Origin of the sequence: Citrobacter sp. Cpo037 (assembly GCF_030332945.1) — a bacterium.
In the GTDB taxonomy this organism is placed as follows: domain Bacteria; phylum Pseudomonadota; class Gammaproteobacteria; order Enterobacterales; family Enterobacteriaceae; genus Citrobacter; species Citrobacter portucalensis.
Genome location: NZ_JAOWGW010000053.1, coordinates 1 through 23,870, shown reverse-complemented (window position 1 = coordinate 23,870; position 23,870 = coordinate 1). Strand labels below are relative to the sequence as shown.

21 protein-coding genes, 1 tRNA gene and 2 rRNA genes are annotated in these 23,870 nt (G+C 44.0%); 16 read left to right on the top strand and 8 right to left on the bottom strand.

Annotated features, from left to right (window positions below):
* Positions 1–50 precede the first annotated feature (50 nt).
* The 11 genes from aspA (at position 51) to OGX94_RS09145 (ending at position 10,372) form a co-directional block, all read left to right on the top strand.
* On the top strand, positions 51–1,487 hold the full coding sequence (aspA, locus tag OGX94_RS09195; RefSeq protein ID WP_003830668.1) for an aspartate ammonia-lyase: 1,437 nt from the start codon (positions 51–53) through the stop codon (positions 1,485–1,487).
* 115 nt (positions 1,488–1,602) lie between these two features.
* Positions 1,603–2,904, top strand: a complete 1,302-nt coding sequence (dcuA, locus tag OGX94_RS09190; RefSeq protein WP_003830670.1) for an anaerobic C4-dicarboxylate transporter DcuA — start codon at positions 1,603–1,605, stop codon at positions 2,902–2,904.
* A 128-nt stretch (positions 2,905–3,032) separates the two neighbouring features.
* A complete protein-coding gene (gene cutA / locus OGX94_RS09185; RefSeq protein ID WP_257662388.1) occupies positions 3,033–3,380 on the top strand; it encodes a divalent cation tolerance protein CutA in 348 nt (115 codons plus the stop codon).
* Positions 3,356–5,065: a protein-disulfide reductase DsbD gene (locus tag OGX94_RS09180; RefSeq protein ID WP_063941668.1), complete on the top strand. Its 1,710-nt coding sequence runs from the start codon at positions 3,356–3,358 to the stop codon at positions 5,063–5,065. The genes cutA and OGX94_RS09180 overlap by 25 nt, the downstream gene beginning before the upstream one ends.
* Before the next feature lie 36 nt (positions 5,066–5,101).
* On the top strand, positions 5,102–5,677 hold the full coding sequence (locus OGX94_RS09175) for a transcriptional regulator (protein ID WP_008785982.1): 576 nt from the start codon (positions 5,102–5,104) through the stop codon (positions 5,675–5,677).
* Positions 5,678–5,829: 152 nt separating this feature from the next.
* A tRNA-Phe gene (locus OGX94_RS09170) sits at positions 5,830–5,905 on the top strand.
* Positions 5,906–6,088: 183 nt separating this feature from the next.
* Positions 6,089–7,363, top strand: coding sequence for a tyrosine-type recombinase/integrase (locus OGX94_RS09165; RefSeq protein WP_134866877.1), 1,275 nt, complete (start codon positions 6,089–6,091; stop codon positions 7,361–7,363).
* 452 nt (positions 7,364–7,815) lie between these two features.
* The gene (locus OGX94_RS09160) at positions 7,816–8,358 is read left to right on the top strand and encodes a hypothetical protein (protein ID WP_134866878.1); all 543 of its coding nucleotides are present in this window, start codon (positions 7,816–7,818) and stop codon (positions 8,356–8,358) included.
* Positions 8,359–8,397: 39 nt separating this feature from the next.
* On the top strand, positions 8,398–8,640 hold the full coding sequence (locus tag OGX94_RS09155; RefSeq protein ID WP_142962270.1) for an EexN family lipoprotein: 243 nt from the start codon (positions 8,398–8,400) through the stop codon (positions 8,638–8,640).
* A gap of 74 nt (positions 8,641–8,714) precedes the next feature.
* Entirely contained in the window at positions 8,715–9,023 is a 309-nt protein-coding gene (locus OGX94_RS09150) for a hypothetical protein (protein WP_134866880.1), read from the top strand.
* 95 nt (positions 9,024–9,118) lie between these two features.
* The gene (locus tag OGX94_RS09145; RefSeq protein ID WP_134866881.1) at positions 9,119–10,372 is read left to right on the top strand and encodes a hypothetical protein; all 1,254 of its coding nucleotides are present in this window, start codon (positions 9,119–9,121) and stop codon (positions 10,370–10,372) included.
* A 673-nt stretch (positions 10,373–11,045) separates the two neighbouring features.
* Here the strand turns inward: OGX94_RS09145 and OGX94_RS09140 are convergent.
* Both OGX94_RS09140 and mobQ read right to left on the bottom strand, forming a co-directional pair.
* The gene (locus OGX94_RS09140) at positions 11,046–11,429 is read right to left on the bottom strand and encodes a hypothetical protein (RefSeq protein ID WP_286569082.1); all 384 of its coding nucleotides are present in this window, start codon (positions 11,427–11,429) and stop codon (positions 11,046–11,048) included.
* A gap of 19 nt (positions 11,430–11,448) precedes the next feature.
* Positions 11,449–12,117 carry a MobQ family relaxase gene (gene mobQ, locus OGX94_RS09135; protein WP_286569080.1) on the bottom strand — a complete coding sequence of 223 codons (669 nt, stop codon included), beginning with the start codon at positions 12,115–12,117 and terminating at the stop codon, positions 11,449–11,451.
* A 339-nt stretch (positions 12,118–12,456) separates the two neighbouring features.
* Between mobQ and OGX94_RS09130 the strand changes: the two genes are divergently transcribed.
* Positions 12,457–12,849, top strand: coding sequence for a hypothetical protein (locus OGX94_RS09130; RefSeq protein ID WP_134866884.1), 393 nt, complete (start codon positions 12,457–12,459; stop codon positions 12,847–12,849).
* 22 nt (positions 12,850–12,871) lie between these two features.
* Complete coding sequence (locus OGX94_RS09125; protein ID WP_134866885.1) at positions 12,872–13,159, top strand: hypothetical protein; 288 nt, start codon at positions 12,872–12,874, stop codon at positions 13,157–13,159.
* Positions 13,160–13,379: 220 nt separating this feature from the next.
* On the opposite strand, the gene OGX94_RS09120 is transcribed toward OGX94_RS09125, so the two are convergent.
* On the bottom strand, positions 13,380–13,649 hold the full coding sequence (locus tag OGX94_RS09120) for a hypothetical protein (RefSeq protein WP_134866886.1): 270 nt from the start codon (positions 13,647–13,649) through the stop codon (positions 13,380–13,382).
* A gap of 695 nt (positions 13,650–14,344) precedes the next feature.
* Here OGX94_RS09120 and OGX94_RS09115 point away from each other — a divergent pair.
* On the top strand, positions 14,345–15,196 hold the full coding sequence (locus OGX94_RS09115) for a replication initiation protein (RefSeq protein ID WP_134866887.1): 852 nt from the start codon (positions 14,345–14,347) through the stop codon (positions 15,194–15,196).
* The gene (locus OGX94_RS09110; RefSeq protein ID WP_134866888.1) at positions 15,193–15,453 is read left to right on the top strand and encodes a helix-turn-helix domain-containing protein; all 261 of its coding nucleotides are present in this window, start codon (positions 15,193–15,195) and stop codon (positions 15,451–15,453) included. Before OGX94_RS09115 ends, OGX94_RS09110 begins: the two co-directional genes overlap by 4 nt.
* A gap of 145 nt (positions 15,454–15,598) precedes the next feature.
* On the opposite strand, the gene OGX94_RS09105 is transcribed toward OGX94_RS09110, so the two are convergent.
* Entirely contained in the window at positions 15,599–15,802 is a 204-nt protein-coding gene (locus OGX94_RS09105) for a helix-turn-helix transcriptional regulator (protein WP_134866889.1), read from the bottom strand.
* 417 nt (positions 15,803–16,219) lie between these two features.
* A complete protein-coding gene (locus OGX94_RS09100) occupies positions 16,220–16,603 on the bottom strand; it encodes a helix-turn-helix domain-containing protein (protein WP_257662418.1) in 384 nt (127 codons plus the stop codon).
* 49 nt (positions 16,604–16,652) lie between these two features.
* On the opposite strand from OGX94_RS09100, the gene OGX94_RS09095 reads away from it, so the two are divergent.
* Entirely contained in the window at positions 16,653–18,314 is a 1,662-nt protein-coding gene (locus OGX94_RS09095; RefSeq protein WP_164563222.1) for a fatty acid--CoA ligase, read from the top strand.
* Between the two features lie 310 nt (positions 18,315–18,624).
* Here the strand turns inward: OGX94_RS09095 and OGX94_RS09090 are convergent, their stop codons facing one another.
* The 3 genes from OGX94_RS09090 to OGX94_RS09080 form a co-directional block, all read right to left on the bottom strand.
* Entirely contained in the window at positions 18,625–20,346 is a 1,722-nt protein-coding gene (locus OGX94_RS09090; protein ID WP_257662419.1) for a SulP family inorganic anion transporter, read from the bottom strand.
* A gap of 336 nt (positions 20,347–20,682) precedes the next feature.
* Positions 20,683–20,798, bottom strand: a 5S ribosomal RNA gene (gene rrf / locus OGX94_RS09085).
* A gap of 96 nt (positions 20,799–20,894) precedes the next feature.
* A 23S ribosomal RNA gene (locus tag OGX94_RS09080) occupies positions 20,895–23,802 on the bottom strand.
* Positions 23,803–23,870: the final 68 nt, after the last annotated feature.

Here is a 23,870-nt window from a genome sequence, read left to right as displayed (position 1 = left end):
TATCCTGTGTGTTTAGTCAAATCATTGGCAGCTTGAAAAAGAAGGTTCACATGTTAAACAACATTCGTATCGAAGAAGACTTGTTGGGTACCAGGGAAGTTCCAGCGGACGCCTACTACGGTGTCCACACTCTGAGAGCGATTGAAAACTTCTACATTAGCAACAACAAAATCAGCGATATTCCTGAATTTGTTCGCGGTATGGTAATGGTTAAAAAGGCAGCGGCTATGGCCAACAAAGAGCTGCAAACCATTCCTAAGAGCGTGGCAAATGCCATCATCGCGGCGTGTGATGAAGTCCTGAATAACGGAAAATGCATGGATCAGTTCCCGGTAGACGTTTACCAGGGTGGTGCGGGTACCTCCGTCAACATGAACACCAACGAAGTTCTGGCCAATATCGGTCTGGAACTGATGGGTCACCAGAAAGGTGAATATCAGTACCTGAACCCGAACGACCACGTTAACAAATGTCAGTCTACCAACGACGCATACCCAACTGGCTTCCGTATCGCTGTATACGCATCCATCATCAAACTGGTTGATGCACTGAACCAGCTGCGCGAAGGCTTCGAGAAAAAAGCTGTTGAATTCCAGGACATCCTGAAAATGGGTCGTACCCAGCTGCAGGATGCTGTACCGATGACCCTCGGTCAGGAATTCCATGCTTTTAGCGTACTGTTGAAAGAAGAAGTGAAAAACATTAGCCGTACCGCTGAGCTGCTGCTGGAAGTTAACCTCGGCGCGACAGCAATCGGTACTGGTCTGAACACGCCGAAAGAGTACTCTCCGCTGGCAGTACAGAAACTGGCTGAAGTCACCGGCTTCGCCTGTGTTCCGGCAGAAGACCTGATTGAAGCAACTTCTGACTGTGGCGCATACGTTATGGTGCACGGCGCACTGAAACGTCTGGCTGTGAAGATGTCCAAAATCTGTAACGACCTGCGTTTGCTCTCCTCTGGTCCGCGTGCAGGTCTGAACGAGATCAACCTGCCGGAACTGCAGGCAGGTTCTTCTATCATGCCAGCTAAAGTGAACCCGGTTGTTCCGGAAGTCGTAAACCAGGTGTGCTTCAAAGTCATCGGTAACGACATCACTGTAACCATGGCATCTGAAGCTGGTCAGCTGCAGCTGAACGTAATGGAGCCGGTCATTGGTCAGGCAATGTTTGAATCCATTCACATTCTGAGCAACGCTTGCTACAACCTGCTGGAAAAATGCGTTAGTGGTATCACTGCTAACAAAGAAGTCTGTGAAGCGTTTGTATTCAACTCCATCGGCATCGTTACTTACCTCAACCCGTTCATTGGTCACCACAACGGCGACATCGTCGGTAAAATTTGTGCCGAAACCGGTAAGAGCGTACGTGAAGTTGTCCTGGAGCGCGGTCTGTTGACCGAGTCTGAACTGGACGATATCTTCTCTGCACAGAACCTGATGCACCCTGCTTATAAAGCAAAACGTTATACTGATGAAAGCGAACAGTAATCGTGTAGGGTAGTACCGGAGAAGGCACGTCATGATGACGTGCCTTTTTTCTTACTCGAAGTTACTTAAAAACAACAATTTAATATCAACTTGTTAAACAACAAGGAAGGCTAATATGATAGTTTTAGAACTTATCATCGTTTTGCTGGCAATCTTTTTAGGTGCCAGACTTGGGGGTATCGGTATTGGATTTGCAGGTGGGCTGGGTGTTCTGGTTCTCGCCGCTATCGGCGTAAAACCCGGTAATATCCCGTTCGATGTTATTTCCATCATCATGGCGGTTATCGCTGCCATTTCAGCTATGCAGATTGCAGGTGGTCTGGACTATCTGGTTCATCAAACTGAAAAACTGCTGCGTAAAAACCCGAAATACATCACGATCCTTGCACCTATCGTGACCTATTTCCTGACCATCTTCGCAGGTACCGGCAACATCTCTCTGGCAACGCTGCCAGTTATCGCCGAAGTTGCGAAAGAACAAGGGATCAAACCTTGCCGCCCGCTCTCTACTGCAGTAGTTTCTGCACAGATTGCGATTACGGCGTCTCCAATCTCCGCAGCCGTGGTTTACATGTCCTCTGTAATGGAAGGTCATGGCATCAGCTACATTCACCTGCTGTCCGTGGTCATTCCGTCCACCCTGCTGGCTGTTCTGGTCATGTCCTTCCTGGTAACTGCACTGTTCAACTCCAAACTGTCTGACGACCCGATTTATCGTAAGCGTCTGGAAGAAGGCCTGGTTGAACTGCGTGGTGAAAGACAAGTTGAAATCAAAGCTGGCGCAAAAACTTCTGTTTGGTTGTTCCTGCTGGGCGTGGTTTGTGTCGTCGTATATGCGATCGTCAACAGCCCAAGCCTCGGTCTGGTCGCTAAACCGCTGATGAACACCACCAACGCAATCCTGATCATCATGCTGAGCATCGCGACGCTGACCACGATCATCTGCCGCGTTGAAACTGACTCCATCCTGAACTCCAGCACTTTCAAAGCCGGTATGAGCGCCTGTATTTGTATCCTGGGTGTTGCATGGCTGGGTGATACCTTCGTATCTCACAACATTGACTGGATCAAAGATACTGCAGGTAGCGTAATTCAGGGTCATCCGTGGCTGCTGGCTGTCATCTTCTTCTTTGCTTCTGCACTGCTGTACTCTCAGGCTGCAACCGCTAAAGCACTGATGCCGATGGCTCTGGCTCTGAACGTTTCCCCACTGACTGCTGTTGCGTCTTTCGCCGCGGTTTCTGGCCTGTTCATTCTGCCAACCTACCCAACTCTGGTTGCGGCAGTTCAGATGGATGACACCGGTACAACTCGCATCGGTAAATTCGTCTTTAACCATCCGTTCTTCATCCCGGGTACTCTGGGTGTGGTTCTGGCTGTCTGCTTCGGCTTCTTGCTGGGCAGCTTCATGCTGTAAGTTTTTCCTGCAGGGTGCCTGGGCGCCCTGCAGTTCCTCCTCCCCACCCCGCTTTAACTAACATCCTTCCCTCGTCCGTTGTATAGTGACCATTCTTTTGCTGGTTACTCTGTTCTTTCGAGGTGTTTATGCTTGATGTAAAGAGTCAGGATATTTCCATCCCCGATACCGTTGTGGTGCTCTGTACCGCCCCGGATGAAGCAACCGCCCAGGATCTCGCCGCCAAAGTGCTGGCGGAGAAGCTGGCTGCCTGTGTGACCCTGCTACCCGGTGCGACCTCCCTCTACTATTGGGAAGGCAAACTGGAACAGGAATATGAAGTCCAGATGATTTTAAAAACCACCGTCACACACCAGCAAGCCCTTCTCGATTGCCTGAAGTCACATCATCCGTATCAAACGCCTGAACTTCTGATTTTACCCGTCACTCACGGAGACTTTGATTACCGCTCATGGCTCAACGCATCCTTACGCTGATCCTGCTGCTGTGCAGCACATCTACCTTTGCCGGATTATTTGACGCGCCTGGCCGCTCGCAGTTTGTTCCTGCCGATCGGGCGTTTGTTTTTGATTTTCAGCAAAACCAACACGATCTGAACCTCACATGGCAGGTTAAAGATGGCTACTATCTGTATCGCAAACAGATAAGCATTGCGCCATCTCAGGCCGATATTGCTGAGGTAAAACTACCGCCAGGCGTCTGGCATGAAGATGAGTTTTACGGCAAAAGTGAGATTTACCGTAAACAGCTGACTGTCCCGATCACGGTCAATCAGGCTAAGTCTGGCGCAACATTAACGATCACATATCAGGGCTGCGCCGACGCTGGATTTTGCTATCCGCCAGAAACAAAAACGGTGCCATTAAGTGAAGTGTCTGCCGGTTCTGCGGCGGCCCCTGCGCCAGCCCCAGCCACTGCAGATCCGCAAGAGAAACCGCAGCCCACGGCCCAACTCCCCTTCTCCGCGCTGTGGGCATTGCTGATCGGAATTGGTATCGCATTTACGCCTTGCGTACTGCCGATGTATCCGCTGATTTCCGGTATCGTACTGGGTGGCAAGCAACGCTTATCAACCGGACGGGCACTGCTGCTGACTTTTATCTACGTTCAAGGGATGGCGCTCACCTATACCGCGCTGGGTTTGGTTGTTGCAGCCGCCGGTTTGCAGTTCCAGGCCGCGCTTCAGCATCCCTACGTCCTGATTGGCCTTGCCGTCATCTTTACGCTGCTGGCTCTGTCGATGTTTGGCCTGTTCACGCTGCAATTGCCTTCATCACTGCAAACGCGTCTCACGCTAATGAGTAACCGCCAGCAAGGCGGATCTCCCGGCAGCGTCTTTGCGATGGGAGCGATTGCTGGCCTCATCTGTTCTCCTTGCACAACGGCCCCGCTAAGCGCGATTTTGCTGTATATCGCTCAGAGCGGGAACATGTGGCTGGGAGGCGGCACACTGTATCTGTATGCTTTGGGGATGGGATTCCCCCTGATGCTGATTACCGTATTTGGCAACCGCCTGCTGCCTAAAAGTGGCCCATGGATGGAACATGTCAAAACCGCTTTTGGCTTTGTCATTCTGGCGCTTCCCGTCTTCTTACTCGAACGTATCGTTGGCGACGAGTGGGGCGTTCGCTTATGGTCACTGCTAGCCGTCGCGTTCTTTGGCTGGGCGTTCATCACCAGCCTACAGGCAAAGCACGCCTGGATGCGTATCGTGCAGATTGTCCTGTTAGCCGCAGCACTGGTAAGCGTGCGTCCATTGCAAGACTGGGCGTTCGGCGCACCACATGCTCAAACCCAGGCACATCTTAACTTCACGCCGGTGGCATCGGTAGATGCGTTAAATCAAGCACTGGCGCAAGCTAAAGGCAGGCCAGTCATGCTGGATCTGTATGCCGACTGGTGTGTAGCCTGTAAGGAATTTGAAAAGTACACGTTCAGTAATCCGCAGGTTCAGCAAGCGCTAGGCAACACGGTGCTATTGCAGGCAGATGTGACAGCAAACAATGCCCAGGATGTCGCTCTCCTGAAACATCTACAGGTTTTAGGTTTGCCGACTATCTTGTTCTTTGATGCCGAGGGGAAAGAGCACCCGGAAGCTCGGGTTACGGGCTTTATGGATGCCGCGACCTTCAGCGCACATTTGCGCGATCGCCAACCGTGAGCGACACTTGCAACAGGAAATACGGAGGAGAATACCGTGCAACGTGAAGATGTCCTGGGAGAAGCCCTGAAATTACTTGAGGTGCAAGGGATAGCCAATACCACGCTGGAAATGGTGGCCGAACGCATCGATTATCCTCTGGATGAACTGCAGCGCTTTTGGCCCGATAAAGAGGCCATTCTGTACGATGCGCTACGCTACCTCAGCCAGCGGGTGGATATCTGGCGGCGTCAGCTTTTGCTGGATGACACGCTGAGCGCTGAGCAGAAATTACTGGCGCGCTACACTGCGCTGTCCGAATGCGTGAGCAATAATCGCTATCCCGGCTGTCTGTTCATCGCCGCCTGTACGTTTTACCCCGATCCCGGGCATCCGATCCATCAGTTAGCCGATCAGCAAAAAAAGGCGGCACATGACTTCACCCATGAGCTGCTGACTACGCTGGAAGTTGACGACCCGGCAATGGTCGCCAAACAGATGGAACTGGTGCTGGAAGGCTGCCTGAGCCGCATGCTGGTTAATCGTAGCCATGCTGATGTCGAAACGGCACACCGCCTGGCTGAAGATATCCTGCGCTTTGCCCAGTGCCGAATGGGCGGTGCGCTGACCTAAGCGAGCATTACCTGTTTTCGTCGCCTCTGCCGGATAGATTTGTGCAAACTTCAGGCATAACCATGCAGATTGCCGCAATATTAAGCGGTTGAACAATGTTTCCAGAAATTTGATTGACTGACAGACGTGAATACGGTTTAATGCGCCCCGTTGCCCGGATAGCTCAGTCGGTAGAGCAGGGGATTGAAAATCCCCGTGTCCTTGGTTCGATTCCGAGTCCGGGCACCAATTATTTAGAAACGGGCGTCTACTGACGTCCGTTTTGCTTTATAAAGTCAATAAGTTATACCCTTCACCACGTCTACTACCGTTAGTTAAAATCTACTGGTATTGCTCCCTTTTTGTTGGTAAAAAAGCTGGTAAACTCAGTTCGATGAGTTTTTTACCAACATTTGGGCAAGGGGACTTGTCATGCGTTTAACTGATATTGCTGTAAAAAACGCCAGGCCTTCCGGCAAGCAGGTCAAGCTATCTGATGGAAAGGGGTTGTATCTGTTGGTGCATCCTAACGGGTCGAAGTATTGGCAGGTTGCTTATCGCTATGATGGTAAGCAGAAAGTCTTTTCTCTCGGCACGTATCCCAATGTTCCCCTCGCAGAAGCTCGCACAAAGCTCGTAGAGGTGAAATCTCTGTTAGCTGATGGAATTGATCCACTCCAACAAAAAAAGGCTGTAAAGGCTGAGGAGCGCGGTGATTTTACGTTTGAAGCTGTCGCGCGCGTCTGGCACGATAAGATGTCCGTTAGTGAGCGCTGGATACCTCAACATAGTGAACGAATTTTAAACAGCCTCATCAATCATCTTTTCCCCACAATTGGTTCAAAAGATATTACGAAGCTGACCACTCGCGATCTGCTTCGGCCCTTGCGTAAAATTGAGGCCAAAGGTCAGCACGAAACCGCTTCACGTCTGAAACAGCGGATCACAGCTATCATGCGTTATGCCGTTCAGGAAGATATGATTACCCATAATCCCGCTAATGAACTTGGCGGTACGTTAATCACACCTAAAAGAACGCATTACCCAGCGCTTGAACTTGAACAGATACCCGATCTACTTGCTCGTATTGATGCTTATAATGGCCGTAGATTAACGATATTGGCTTTAAAGCTCACGATGCTTGTATTTATCAGGTCAAGTGAATTACGCTTCGCCAGATGGCCAGAAATAGATTTTAAAAATGCCTTATGGGTTATTCCAACTGAAAGGGAAGAAATAGAAAACGTCAAGTTTTCAGAACGAGGTTCAAAAATGCGCATACCGCATTATGTTCCCCTGTGCAGACAGTCAATAGAAATACTTAAAGAGTTAAAAGATATTAGCCATGATGTTTCTGATGGGAAAGGTCTAATATTTATTGGTGCTCATGATTATCGTAAACCAATGAGCGAAAACACAATCAACAAATCTCTTCGTCAAATGGGTTATGACACCCAAAAGGATATATGCGGTCATGGTTTCCGCACAATGGCTTGTAGTTCTCTTGTTGAGTCTGGTATATGGACAGAAGATGCTATTGAAAGACAAATGAGCCACAAAGAGCAAAACAATGTCAGGGCTGCTTATACCCATAAAGCAAAACATATAACACAGCGTCGATTAATGTTGCAGTGGTGGGCTGATTATCTCGATGCTAATAAGGAAAAACATATTATGCCTTTTGATTTTGCAAGAACAAATAATTAAAAATAACAGGAGGGAGGAGCACTTGGTACTCCCTCATCAAAAAGACACTTTCGCACTCCCACGTTGCCACCCTGTATCATTCCAACTGTTCGTTGCTGACTATCTTCTGAATAGCCCCCCTATCCCAAAAAGCCTGGATTCTGTGTAAAACCAATCAAAACAGGAAAGCATTTCCATAATCATCTGACATAACTCAATTAAATCTCCCCCTTCCAGTATCGTTTAAAACGATCAAAACCAAAATAATGATAGACAATAACTATCATATAACATTTATCGATCGGTATTATCGATGCAGTTACCGATCGATGACCACTGACTTAATCGTCATAACCTATCAATAGATACTTATTGATCCTTTTTATCGATCATTGCTATTGAGAAGCTCCTTTCTGATGTTATGCTTTTCGAGCGAGCGAGAGGTAAGACACATTGGAATGGGGATTTACATTATGGGGATCAACGTTGTGGTTAAAGTAAAAAAAATTACCGGGCTTGTTCTAGTTTCTTCTTTTATTTTATCGGGTTGCCAACAACTTCAAAGCTCATATAATTCTTTATCAGAGGGGCTAAATAAAATTTCAATACCAAACATTACTAATTCAAAGAAAAATGAATTAGACGAAAAGTCGTTCACAAAAACATCCTTAAAAGCAATTTGTTCAGATTTTCAAAAAAATCAGTATATGGCAAATGACAAGTGGGATAGTAAATACATTGAGTTTACAGATAAGATAATTAATGTAGCACAAGCTGGACCACGTTTTACTGGAGATCCAGATTTTAAAGGCACACAAGCTGTTTTTATTTTCGACTCAGGGATTATATCAAGTGGATATAGGGCATGTAAGGCAGGTGCATTTGTTAAATATGATGATCTTAAAAAATATAACGTTGGCGATGTAGTTACAGTAAAAGGGTTTGTACTTATAGATAATGTTGGTGGAGCGAGCAATCAAATATCGTTATCACCTGCCAAGATTTTAAATAAATAAAAACAATAGTTATCACTTAATAATAAAATGGAGTTAACAATGAATAAATATATATTATTAGTCGCCGTTTTTCTCCTCAGCGCTTGCGATTCATCATATAGTGTTAGTGACTTTACTGGCAATCATGAATTAATGGAAAAGTGGGTCATAAAATGTCAAAAGGTAACTAACCCATCAGACACTATAATAGAGAATTGTCAAAACTTACAGAAAGCACAAATGCAAGAATTAGATAAAGCAACAGATGACATAATAAAGAACATGGGTAAAAAACGATATTAATCAACGCAATTAAAACAAAATATCTATCCATAACATTACTCATAGACTCATGTTAACTTAATAAAGAGGATACTATGGCAATCTGCCCATTTTGTAAAAGCACTGTCAGCGATGATGCGACCGTGTGCCCCAAATGCCATGCCGAAAAAGAAACAACTTTTAAAGGTCACTTTGAAAGAGCAGCAGAACAAATGAAACCAATGCTAACGTTATTTGGTATGTTTGGGCTTCTCATAGGTTTTTCTTTCGGAACACTCATAGGTTTAAAAACATTTTGGATTGCTGGTTTTCTTGTAGGTGTTGTAATTTTCATTTTCGTAACGTTTTTCCCTGCGATAATAAAAGCACTCTTTAAAAAAAATAAGGTAGTTTGGTATAGATAATCTTTTCATTTTTCAGTTATTTTGTGTCCATTAACAGTTCAGAGGTGGTGTTTTTTCATACAACCACCTTTTCTGTATATAAACCGGAAACCATCATGAAAAAACTCTTTGCATTAGCTTTTATTATATTCTTATCTGGATGTAATGATAAAATAGATTGTAATACGACCTCTGTCACCGATGACATTAAATCGAGTATTATATTGGGCTTTACTAAAATATTCCCAATGATGTATGACAAGGTATCACTGGAAAGCGGTGCTACTATTGATATAGAAGGAAAGGCCATAAAAAGTGAAAACAAAGATATCCAAGTATGTGAATATAATTTCAAAATGCATCCTGCAACGGATAGCGCAGTTGAATTTTACAATGCCACCCCTATAAGGGTAAAACTATCTGAAAATGATGGCGTCACCTCAATAATATCTCGAAATGATGTTGTTAGTAGTGTTATTGAACTAATAAGAAATGAAAACATAATAGAGAATAAGGATGTAAAACCAACTGAAAAGCAAGCCGCATTAATTGAATCAACGAGAAAAAAAGAAGCTGAAAGAGAAAAAGAAAAGGCAGATAGAGAAAAGTCAGAAATAGAGAAAAAAGAAAAAGAGAGCAAAAAAACAGAAGAAATATTTAACAAAATGAAAGCAATGAGTGATGATAGTTATCACTTAGTCAGTAAGAATGACTTAGTAATATTTGACACTGTTAATGGTAACTATAATTTGACAGATGAAAAATATTTGGAATACTTCAGCTCAGCGTATAATAACGAGAGCGACCCTTTTAAAAAAGAAGATATTAAAGCGAGTGAATTAGAAAGAATAAAATCAGAGTTTAGCAAGTTTAAAAAAGGAGAGCCTATTTTTATTAAATACCCTGCAATAATAAGTAGCCTTTCAAAAAACACTAATTTTATGGGAATGACAAGAAAAGAAATGGATTCTTATGTCGGAGCGGAGGTTGATGGGAGAGGTAGTTTAGCTTCTGGCTTCGATGTTTCAAATAACACCCTAGATTTGTCAAAAACGAATTATAGCGCATTCTGCAATAACGGAAGTGAAGATCCAAATTCAATAAATAGATTCGTTGGTGCGGGCCGTTTATATATAAGTATAACTGCTATAAATAACCAGGCCCCGTGTTTAATAAAATTTAAAGACCGAGATGAGGCGAAATACGTCTACGATGCTATTTCTAACTATGACAAAAGAATAGGGTTGGAAATGAATCTATATCTCGATGGAACAACTACTAATAATGGTCTAAATGCTTATAACTCGAGTCTGAAATTAGTGTTAAGAGATAAAAATGATAACACCAAAGAATATATAACCTCAAAGTAAAAATAAAACAAAAGGCCTATACACATATATTATGTATAGGCCCTTATGATTACAGTTTACAGACCGATATAATTTTATGTTAAGAGGATATTAAGGCAATCTCCCCATTTTGCAAAGCACAGCCATTGATGCTGCTACCGTAGATCCACATGTCATGCCGAACAGAAACAAATGTTAAGAGTCACTTTGGAAGAACAGTAGCGCAAATGAAGCACGTAACAGGTCTTTAAGGTATATTTGGAATTGTCATATACTTTACTTTCAGACTGTAAATCGGAATAGCAACATATCCGTTTATTTTATTTTTTATTTTTTCGGTTTTGTAACATTTCTCCTGCAATAATAAAAGCATCCCTTAAAATGGATAAGGTAGTTTGGTATAGATAACCTTTTATTTTTAATTTATATCATGTTCCTTGACATTTTAAAGGTGGTATGCTTTTTTTTGTATACAATTACCTTTTCCTGTATGTAAGTTCAAGAAGCAAAACGAGTTCTCCTCTCCCAACACATGAAGATTATTTCTTATGCTCATTTTCTCTTTTTGTTCTGAACCTCTCTCCTATTAAATTCCCTCTCCTTCTTGTCTTTCAATTCTTGTTCTGAATCTCTCAATAAAAATTCAACTTTCCATTTCTTTCCAATTTCATCCACATATACTCCAATTCTTTTCCTATTTGTTTCTAATTCCAAGCCGTTTAGCGGTGTGTGGTATGTGGTTTTTCTTATTAAACTCATAGTAATCTCCTTTTTTAATTTCTTCTTCTATATATTGTTCAAGTTCTAAATTTTCCTTTATGTCTTCTTTTTCGATTCTCATATTTTTATAAAACTCAACGTCGGTGACTTTATAATTATTTTTACTTTCACGACCAGGACTAATAATACTTAACGTGATTTTACAAAAAAGCAAGCCGAGCCAAGTATTTTTTTTCTGGTTTTCTTCTATTTGCTTTAGTTGTTGTCTCAATCTATCTCTTATTCCATTAGTTTTGATTGCATTATTTTTTAAATTAATATATAAATTACGATTTCTTCTTTTTCGTGGTGGTTTCATGTTTAAGATATTTACACCGTTAATAAACTGTTCTGTTTTTTTTTAAATCTCCTTTTTTAATCTCTTCTTTTGCCTTGTATATGAACAATTCTTTTTGTCGAAGGTGACTGAGATTTGTTATTGTGTCAGCAATGTTATTGTCCCTTAATGTTTTATTTACTAAAACAGCCCATGATCTACGCCACACCTCAACAAGTCTTGGGTCATTCCATTCTCTGGCTTTTTTGTTTAAAAAACCATTTTTATTAACCTTTCTCATCGTGAGCATAACGTGAGCATGTGGATTTCCACTTCCTATATCATGTATTGCATAATCTGCAATCATGCCTTTCTCAACGAAATAACTATTTAAATACCTCTTTAAAAGCTCTTCATTTTTTTCCGGTGTAATATCTTTGGGTAGGGCAATAATAAAATAACGGCATAATTGGGAGTCTTTCCTTTTTTCCATCTTTTCAACTTCATTCCAAAGTTGGGAACGATGACGGAAACGAGCAGGGGCCGACTCTGGTAATAAAATACCGCTTTTATACAGATCTTGTTTTTTAGTGTAGTTGAATATCTTGCCTGTTTTTTCGTCTGTCAATTTTATGCGGCAATTGTAAGCAGCCAAATAAACGGAGCTTTTACTTTTACCCTCTTTTGTTATACGTGTAAGCACCTTAAAACTTAGGTGAAATATTGCCATATTTTGGCCTCCTTTATTATATTCATAATTTTCATTTTATCGTGCAACCTTTGCCGCTGGCATTGAGTCTTCGACTGGGCGGCAGGTAAGCCTCCCGCTTCACGGCTTGCCGTTAGTGCGAAGCACACAGCCCCGCAGGGACCACACATTACCCGAAGGGGAATGTATAAGTGGGCATTATTAGCTAACACTAAAATGTTGCTCTCTTCGTTCGCCACTTCGTGCCTTATTTATTTAATAAAAACTTTTTCAATAAAATCAAATAAAATGACATAAAAATTGACTTTATTATTTTTAGATGTATTGAACATAATGAAATATTAAAACAGGAGTTATAAAATGGAAAGAAACAACATCAATATATGTGCGAAAGAAATAAAAGATCATTATTTCCTTTGCTTAAAAGAAAACAACGGTCGTATTTTTGCAAATTCAGCAACTTACAGAGTTAAAACTTGGGAACAGGTAGAACAAAGGGCTTTCAGAGAGAATTTTTTCAATTTCTTTAAAACACAATATCAATATAGAAAAACCAAACATATAAACAGTAGTTATTTTACTATGGCAATAAAAGACTTAAAAAATAAATTTTATTACCCCGCATTTACTATAAATAAAAAAGAATATGAAACCAGAGGTGATGAGTATTTAAATGAAGTGAAAGAGTATTTCATAAAGATAATTAATGAAAAAATCAAAGAAAGACAAAAATCAGTCAAGGATAAAGAATAAATATTACAAAAAGAGGTAATGTATGGACTTAAACCAACAAAAAGAGCGATTAAAGCGTGAACTCGCACGATTAGAGCAAAAAGAAAAGTACTTAAAGAAACAGGCGGAAGCCAAAAACATTAAGGCAATTATGGCTGAAATTTTAAAGTATGATATTCCACAATATAACAACTTTAAGAAACTGGTTGGATTGCTGACATATTTTGAGCATCAGAGTGAAGACTTTAAAAATGGAATAATTGCGTGGGCAGAAAACGAACTCAAAGAAAGAAAAGATAAGAAAATAGCACGAACATTCAAAAAGTTCTAAAAAAACCAAAGTGATAGATTAAAATAAGATTTTTTTTAATTCTCACAAACTCATCTGACAACTTGTCGGCTGTTTTTATATTCAGGGTTATTAATTATTTTAAGAGGAAAGCAGTCAAGGGCGCGTAGCGGCGATAGCGAACCCTTGACGGCTTGGAACGCCCCGCACACTGGCAAAGGTGGAAGGAGAACAAAGTGAACCTTCCACCTGTTAAACCGTTTTATTCTTTCAAATATTCAAATCCTTTTTCTATTCTTACTCCTCTTCTTATTTCATCTAAAACAATCCGTGCCTCTTCAATAATTTCTTTTTTTTCTTCATCATTGGGATGGATAATATCGTAATAATCAATCCCTTCATTCTTTGCTATTTGTTCAATAAGCACTTCAACATTAAAGTGATCTAAATCTTTTATTTTTTTGCTTTTTAAGTAATTCATAATCTCATGTTCTGTAAATCTATGTGTTGTTTTAAATTCAAAAATGTGCATTTATTTAACCCTCTTGTTTTGGTCTTGTATATTACCATAATAAAGATATGATGATGTCATGTATCTGGGGTGTGTTTTTGAAAAATCGTGCCTGTTCTCCTCTATCCACTTTTTTCTGTCTTATTGTACTTTTTCTACGCGTCGCAGGATATGTGTGTTAGTCTCTCAGTATGAAACGCTAACGAACGGATCGAATACAGTTTCCGATCTCATATTTAGTTTTAATTTCAACGTTCCTCTTACATTCACTCTTATATGTCCTGTAAATTATTTTGAGACGTTTTATATTATGATAATCCAATTCTATTAAGGGTAAATAAACATCACTTAAAAGCACATTTAAGCTCACTCGCACTTAATTCTATTAACAATTCCTCATGGTATTCTATAACTTTCATTTCATTAATAAACATAATTATCAAAATAAATACCATCCCTCTTACTTATATTTATTCTTTTTATTTACATCATCAGAACCTACTTAATCACTCATAACAACCTTTTACACAAAAAAGACATATATTGTTTTCCCTTATAAAATTGAGCCACAATAAAACATAATATCTGATATGGCTTATTAACCACTTGACAATATTTTTAAATGTATTATTAAAAAATAAAACTAACAACAAGACTCATATTTGAAAAGTTTCACTAACTATCAAAAAGGAGTAATTACTCAAAGGAAATGTAAAATGCTATTAGAACAAGAGATATATAACATAGAAAAATTTGAAAATAAAATTCAAAAATACGCTTTGTGCTGTGACGATTTTAATGATGGTGTTTACAGAAGCCCCAAAGATAAAGCACTATTAAAAAAATACATTGCTTTTAATAATAAGTCATTTATAAATGGTTTGGTCTTCGATGTAGACCATCAAAATGGAGCAATTGCCTGGGATTTAGCTGACTTACCCAAACCTAATATAATAATTCAAAATACCAAAAACGGTCACGCACACCTACTTTATGCTTTAAAGAACCCAGTTCTGAAGACTGACTTTGCAAGAATAAAGCCGTTGCGATTAGCCTCAATTGTTCAGCGAGGTTTTACGGAAAGACTGGACGCAGACAGAGCCTATGCTGATATTTTAATGAAAAACCCTATCAATATAAATGAATGGAGAAGTACCTGGACAAACATTCCAGAATATGATTTAGATTATTTAGCAGATTTTGTGCCTGATATTAGAATTACTAAAAATACTAAACCAAGTCCAGTATATGGTTTAGGCCGTAATGTTAATTTATTTGAAGATTTAAGAATTTTATCTTATAAAGATGTTTTAAAATATAAAGCAAACAAAACATATTATGATTTTTATGAGCATATTCTTTCTCGTGCAATTATGTTAAACAACCATTGTAATGTTAACGATCTATTATCACATAATGAAGTTAACCAAATTTGTAAAAGTATTTGCAAATGGACATGGAGAAATTTTTCCCAAAGTCGATTTTCTGAAATTCAGTCTGCACGGGCAAGGAAAAACACAGCACCAAGAAAAACAAAAGAACTAATTAAATTTCTGGAGGAATTATGATAGTAAATAAAAGGGTTAAAAGACCAATGACACAAAAAGAGATGGCAAAAAAATTCTGCGTGTCGGTTTCAACAGTAAAAAGATACATTTCTTTACCTCGTGATGAATACGAGAAAGAGGCCGAAGAGAAACGAAATCTTGCTTTTAGTTTAAGAGAGTCGGGATTAAAATGGAAAGAAATTGCAGAAAGAATGAATACAACTCAAAACAGTGCTATCGCATATTACAGAAGGTATTTATTACAGAAAAAACAATAATAATACAAGCCACACTGATGGTTTGTATTATTTTAATTGCTTATGTTTTTCATATTTAGCTCTGAAACGCTTTGCGCTCGATTTTTGAACTTTTATACTTCAACAATAAATATGTTAAGTATAAATCCAATAGCTGATAATGATTTTAGGCGGCTTTATTACGTGAATTGAATATCTTGCTATCTATCCACTGATCAACTTCACTTTCAATAAAAGCAATAGATCTCTCACCAATCTTTACCGGAGCGGGGAAACTGTTATCTTTAATCAGTCTGTAAATCCACGCTCTGCAATAGCCAGTTTTCTCGATCACCTCTTTAAGTCTAATAAGTCTTTTTGTCTTTTTCATATAATTCCTCTCTGTTATTTTGGAGACGTTATTATCTTATATTTCGAAGGTAACAATCAATAAGCAACTTAAAAAAAACACTAGCTTTAATATAAAAGTTAAGATATAATCCACAAACACACATAAAATACCCTTAAAAAACAAAATGTTATAATTTTTAGCAAAAAGTGCTTTTATTTTCGAGTGTGTGGAAATGGTATACAAGAGAGTAGATCTCTACTGCTTTTCGCTCTTAATGTCTAACAATGTCTACTGCAGAGTGGCTAAGTAAATCATTGATTTAAATTGACATACGCTATGATTTGTTGGTAAAAACAAGTTGGTAAAAAATACCATAAACAATTCTTAATCATATAAATCAATGAGGTATGGTGATGTTCGATTCCGAGTCCGGCACCACTATTTAGAAGAACCCGCCTATGGCGGGTTTTTTGCTTTCTGGGCTCCGCGAGATTTCTTATCTTTCTGACCACAGCAACTCCTACCCCACCTCATCACGACACTTAAACCTTCACTGGAACCACCATAGTACGGCAAAAAATATAGCGGTATCAGACACACCTCTTTTTCTGGCGTGCTTAACCGTAGGCCAGATTTGAGTAATTTATCTGAACAACCTTGGGCACAATACTGTTGCGGGAGCGCCAGGTCGCGCCGCATTTCATTGATAAGCTCGCTGAAGGTCGCATCACCCTCTTCCAGATGGCGTTGCAGGGTACGCACATTCATCCCCAGGGGCTGGAGTTGGTGCGCCGCCTCGACATCTGAAGCAAACGCCAGGGAGTAAATACCAACCTTCATCTACAATTGCCATCATACCGAGCAAATAATGAGTCAACGAGGAACCTGGATGGTGAAAACAAGAGTCATACAGTCAGCGCAGGGAGCCCATGCCTATCCGCTGCTGATCAAGAGCTTGCTGCTGTCGGGTGGGCGTTCTCATCCCGAGCGAGAAATCGTCTACGCCGACAAGTTGCGTTACGACTATCGCACCCTCAAACAGCGTATCCATCGCCTGGCAAACATGCTGACAGCGGCCGGTGTCATGCCTGGAGACACCGTCGCCCTCTTAGATTGGGACAGCCATCGCGCCCTCGAGTGCTTCTTTGCGGTGCCTATGATTGGTGCCGTGCTACACACGGTGAACGTCCGCTTCTCGGCGGACCAAATCGCTTACACCATGAATCATGCCGAGGACAACCTGGTACTGGTGCACGACGACTTCTTGCCGGTTGTCGAGTCACTGGCAGAGACGCTAACCACTGTCCGGGGATACATCCAGCTTAGCGACGAAGAATCGAAGGCAACCAGCCTGCCGGTGCTGGGGGAATATGAGACCCTTCAGGCCGCAGCGGGAGATCGCTTTGACTTCCCCGACTTCGATGAAAACTCGGTAGCGACCTTGTTCTACACCACTGGAACCACGGGCAATCCCAAGGGGGTCTACTTCAGCCATCGTCAGCTGGTCCTGCACACGCTCAATGAACTGGGCCTCCTGGCAGCCCACGAGGGACAGTCGCTGCTACGATCGAACGATGTCTACATGCCGATCACTCCTATGTTTCACGTGCACGCCTGGGGCGCTCCCTATGTCGCAACAATGCTGGGTGTGAAGCAGGTATACCCCGGTCGTTACGAACCCAACAAGCTGGTGCGGTTCTATCGCGATGAGGGTGTAACCTTCTCGCACTGTGTGCCAACCATTTTGCAGATGATCCTTGAGTGCGACGAAGCCACACAGACCGACCTGTCGGGATGGAAGATGTTGCTGGGTGGCAGTTCACTGTCCCTTGGACTGGCAACACAGGCCCACCATAAGGGCATACGCATTCACGCCGGCTATGGCATGTCTGAGACCTGTCCCCTGCTCTGTATGACCCACTTAAGCGATGCCGAGCTGGCCCTTCCCATGGATGAGCAGCTACCCCTGCGGATTCGGACCGGCCTGCCTGTTCCGTTGGTGGATCTGCGTATCGTCGATGGCGAAGGTCGGGAGGTAGTGCACGACGGCGAAGCCCTGGGTGAAATAGTGGTGCGAGCCCCTTGGTTGACTCAGGGCTATCTGAAGGAACCCGAGAAAGGGGCTGAGCTATGGAATGGCAGTTGGCTGCATACCGGTGACATTGCCTCTATCGATCCCCATGGGATAGTGGAAATCAAGGATCGCATCAAAGACGTAATCAAGACGGGCGGTGAGTGGATAAGCACGCTGGAGCTGGAGAGCCTCATCAGCTCACACGCGGCGGTCAGGTCGGTAGCCGTCGTCGGGATACCTGATGAACAGTGGGGCGAACGCCCCCTGGCTCTGGTGGTTTGCAAGGAAGGGGAGGACCTGGAGCCGCAGGCCATAGCGGCACATCTACAAGGATTTGTCGACCGCGGCCACATAACCAAATGGGCGATCCCACGACAGATAAGGATAGTCCCGGAAATTCCCAAAACCAGCGTCGGCAAGATCAACAAGCGCTTGATCCGCGAGCTCGAAGCCAGCAATGGGAAGGAAAGCATTTAAGCGATTTGTCGCATTCATAGCGTAAGGTTAACAACAGTCACGCTGTCTATATTTCAGGTAGCATGTCGGTATCAATGCTCTGCCGGGGATCTCACCGTCCCCGCGCGGATGCTGATCGCCCTTTAGCAAATGGGTGCCTGGGCATGTTCATCGCCACAGGCACCTCGGGCCCGGCGTTATGTTGATTCGGCAAAATCAGTTTACGGGCTGATTTCCTTGCTTTGTGGGTTCCGGTCAATGTCAGGTCCTGCTGGACGAGAAATCCGTCCCCAGCCCTTCCATCCAGCCTGATCACTTACCTAAATCTGCATTATTCAATAACGCCAGATTCATCCTCACTCATGCTTTCTTTGCTTTGAATAAACCGGAGCGCCAAATAAAGGTCTGGTGCCAGAATCATGTCGTCGTCTTTCATTGTCGGTCGACTCTCCTTAAACCAGCGTGTTAACTCCGTTTTCCGGCCCGCAAGAATTAACTTAATCTGCCGCCCCTTCAGATCCCGTTTTAACTCATTAATGGTTGCCAGAACGCTGATATCTGAATAGGTAAAGCAAGAAACGGCGTCAATGACCACCCATTTAGGTTGTAATACTGCACCATCGACTAAATTCAAAACGCGGCGCTTAAAATAAGCCACATTAAAATAGGTCAGCGGTGAGTTAAATCGGTACATCAACACGCCAGGGATCATTTTCACATCAGTTGAATTACCTAATGAGTGAATCATCCCATTTTCGTCAATTCCCAATAAGTGTTCAGTGGGACGAAAAACTGTGCGCAGGAACTGCAACAGACCCAGCAATACCGCAAGGCCAATCCCCTGAATAACACCAATAATCAGAACACAGCCAAAGGTGAAGAACGCCAGGCGAAATGCGGGTTTATTTCTTCGCCTCAGGTTCCAGAGTCCGCGTAAATCAATTAATGACCACGATGCATAAATTAGAACAATGCCTAATGCAGATACCGGAATAAATTGTAATGGCTGCGTGAAAAATACCACGACGATTCCGATGATTAAGGCAGCAACAACTGAAACAAGCTGGCTTTTCCCTCCAGAGGAATCATTTACCGCAGTCCGGGAATCGGCTCCGCTAATCGCAAACCCCTGAGATAAGCCAGACATTAGATTCGCGACCCCCAAAGCCCTGAACTCAGCATCAGCATTTATTTCGTATCCGTTTTTCGCGGCAAAACTGCGAGCGGTGAGCATCAGGCTAACAAAACTGACTAACGCCAGGTTCAGCGCAGGGATCAATAAATCACGCGCCAGACCAGGCTGAAACGATCCCCAGTGAACGACGGGCAAACCAGACTGAAAGCCCGATCCCCCAATAGTGGCAATCCCATACTGCTGCGCAGATGTAATCCATACCAGCGCCGTTGTTATCACAATAGCAATCAACGGTGCTGGCCATTGGCTACGAAACGTCTTGATAGCTATTAAAATCGCTAACGTTAGGATGGCGATCCCTAAGGTTAATAAATGAATTTCTGAGAGTCGACCAGGCAGGGCAATGATCTTCTCAATCACTTGCTCTTCATCAAGCGTAATCCCCAATACCTTACCGAGTTGCCCGACAATAATCGTCACGGCAACGCCGTTAAGCAGACCCGTTAGAATGGGATGAGAAAGCAGGTCAGCAAGCGCCCCCAGGCGAAATTTACTGGCAAGCAGGCACCATCCTCCCATCATCACAGTCATGACGATTGTTAACTGCCAGTGAAGTTCTGGGTTTCCGGCAGAAAGAGGAACCACAACGGCCGCAATCACCGCGCAGGTCGTGGCATCAGGACCAACAATCAATTGGCGGGAAGAACCAAACAGCGCATAAGCTAGCATTGGCAACACGCAGGAATATAACCCGACGATAGCCCCGACTCCCGCCAACTCAGCGTAAGCAATCGCAACCGGTAGTGCTACGGCAGCAACGGATAACCCGGCTTTAACATCATGTTTTAGCCAGCTTTTATCGTACGCTAATAAATTTTTTAGCCCCGGCATGTAGTTTAATACCATTTTTCCGAACACTTTATTCTCCGGATAGACCCTTACTAATAGATAAAGGTACACGTAACTGTCGCAGGCGATCCTGATATTTTCGGGAGGTAATACAGAAAATTCAGATTGGGGGTTTACCGCATATGCCGCAGGAAGGCTTGTGTTATGGAGGTTTTGGATATTGCTTTGCACCCGATGGTACTGCGATGTGATGTGCCTGATGCGCTGCGCTTATCAGGCCTACAAAATACGTTCAACCCAGCCCCTGCAGGCCGGATAAGGCGGCACGCCGCATCCGGCGGTTTTCATCCCGCACAGACGCAAAAAAGCCCATCCGGCAGGATGGGCTTCTTCACTTTAATTAATGCCTGGCAGTTCCCTACTCTCGCATGGGGAGACCCCACACTACCATCGGCGCTACGGCGTTTCACTTCTGAGTTCGGCATGGGGTCAGGTGGGACCACCGCGCTACAGCCGCCAGGCAAATTCTGTTTATCAACACGCTTTTGCATGTCAATCTAATCTGTAATCAGGCTGAATATTGTCTCTGTCTTTCGCCAAAACATCTTCGGCGTTGTAAGGTTAAGCCTCACGGTTCATTAGTATCGGTTAGCTCAATGTATCGCTACACTTACACACCCGACCTATCAACGTCGTCGTCTTCAACGTTCCTTCAGGACTCTCAAGGAGTCAGGGAGAACTCATCTCGGGGCAAGTTTCGTGCTTAGATGCTTTCAGCACTTATCTCTTCCGCATTTAGCTACCGGGCAATGCCATTGGCATGACAACCCGAACACCAGTGATGCGTCCACTCCGGTCCTCTCGTACTAGGAGCAGCCCCCCTCAATTCTCCAGCGCCCACGGCAGATAGGGACCGAACTGTCTCACGACGTTCTAAACCCAGCTCGCGTACCACTTTAAATGGCGAACAGCCATACCCTTGGGACCTACTTCAGCCCCAGGATGTGATGAGCCGACATCGAGGTGCCAAACACCGCCGTCGATATGAACTCTTGGGCGGTATCAGCCTGTTATCCCCGGAGTACCTTTTATCCGTTGAGCGATGGCCCTTCCATTCAGAACCACCGGATCACTAAGACCTGCTTTCGCACCTGCTCGAGCCGTCACTCTCGCAGTCAAGCTAGCTTATGCCTTTGCACTAACCTCCTGATGTCCGACCAGGATTAGCTAACCTTCGTGCTCCTCCGTTACTCTTTAGGAGGAGACCGCCCCAGTCAAACTACCCACCAGACACTGTCCGCAACCCGGATTACGGGTCTACGTTAGAACACCAGCCATTAAAGGGTGGTATTTCAAGGATGGCTCCATGCAGACTGGCGTCCACACTTCAAAGCCTCCCACCTATCCTACACATCAAGGACCAGTGTTCAGTGTCAAGCTATAGTAAAGGTTCACGGGGTCTTTCCGTCTTGCCGCGGGTACACTGCATCTTCACAGCGAGTTCAATTTCACTGAGTCTCGGGTGGAGACAGCCTGGCCATCATTACGCCATTCGTGCAGGTCGGAACTTACCCGACAAGGAATTTCGCTACCTTAGGACCGTTATAGTTACGGCCGCCGTTTACCGGGGCTTCGATCAAGAGCTTCTCCTTACGGATAACCCCATCAATTAACCTTCCGGCACCGGGCAGGCGTCACACCGTATACGTCCACTTTCGTGTTTGCACAGTGCTGTGTTTTTAATAAACAGTTGCAGCCAGCTGGTATCTTCGACTGATTTCAGCTCCATGGGTAAACCACTTCACCTACATATCAGCGTGCCTTCTCCCGAAGTTACGGCACCATTTTGCCTAGTTCCTTCACCCGAGTTCTCTCAAGCGCCTTGGTATTCTCTACCTGACCACCTGTGTCGGTTTGGGGTACGATTTCGTGTTACCTGATGCTTAGAGGCTTTTCCTGGAAGCAGGGCATTTGTTACTTCAGCACCGTAGTGCCTCGTCATCACACCTCAGCGTTAAAAGAAGTCCGGATTTACCTAAACTTCCCGCCTACATGCTTAAACCGGGACAACCGTCGCCCGGCTAACATAGCCTTCTCCGTCCCCCCTTCGCAGTAACACCAAGTACAGGAATATTAACCTGTTTCCCATCGACTACGCCTTTCGGCCTCGCCTTAGGGGTCGACTCACCCTGCCCCGATTAACGTTGGACAGGAACCCTTGGTCTTCCGGCGTGCGGGTTTTTCACCCGCATTATCGTTACTTATGTCAGCATTCGCACTTCTGATACCTCCAGCATACCTCACAGTACACCTTCAACGGCTTACAGAACGCTCCCCTACCCAACAACACATAGTGTCGCTGCCGCAGCTTCGGTGCATGGTTTAGCCCCGTTACATCTTCCGCGCAGGCCGACTCGACCAGTGAGCTATTACGCTTTCTTTAAATGATGGCTGCTTCTAAGCCAACATCCTGGCTGTCTGTGCCTTCCCACATCGTTTCCCACTTAACCATGACTTTGGGACCTTAGCTGGCGGTCTGGGTTGTTTCCCTCTTCACGACGGACGTTAGCACCCGCCGTGTGTCTCCCGTGATAACATTCTTCGGTATTCGCAGTTTGCATCGGGTTGGTAAGTCGGGATGACCCCCTAGCCGAAACAGTGCTCTACCCCCGAAGATGAATTCACGAGGCGCTACCTAAATAGCTTTCGGGGAGAACCAGCTATCTCCCGGTTTGATTGGCCTTTCACCCCCAGCCACAAGTCATCCGCTAATTTTTCAACATTAGTCGGTTCGGTCCTCCAGTTAGTGTTACCCAACCTTCAACCTGCCCATGGCTAGATCACCGGGTTTCGGGTCTATACCCTGCAACTTAACGCCCAGTTAAGACTCGGTTTCCCTTCGGCTCCCCTATTCGGTTAACCTTGCTACAGAATATAAGTCGCTGACCCATTATACAAAAGGTACGCAGTCACACCCCAAAGGGTGCTCCCACTGCTTGTACGTACACGGTTTCAGGTTCTTTTTCACTCCCCTCGCCGGGGTTCTTTTCGCCTTTCCCTCACGGTACTGGTTCACTATCGGTCAGTCAGGAGTATTTAGCCTTGGAGGATGGTCCCCCCATATTCAGACAGGATACCACGTGTCCCGCCCTACTCTTCGAGTTCACAACACATGCACTTTTGTGTACGGGACTATCACCCTGTATCGTGCGACTTTCCAGACGCTTCCACTAACACACATGCTGATTCAGACTCTGGGCTGCTCCCCGTTCGCTCGCCGCTACTGGGGGAATCTCGGTTGATTTCTTTTCCTCGGGGTACTTAGATGTTTCAGTTCCCCCGGTTCGCTTCATTACGCTATGTATTCACGTAATGATAGTGTGTCGAAACACACTGGGTTTCCCCATTCGGAAATCGCCGGTTATAACGGTTCATATCACCTTACCGACGCTTATCGCAGATTAGCACGTCCTTCATCGCCTCTGACTGCCAGGGCATCCACCGTGTACGCTTAGTCGCTTAACCTCACAACCCGAAGATGTTTCTTTCGATTCATCATCGGTTTGCAAAAATTTGAGAGACTCGAACACACC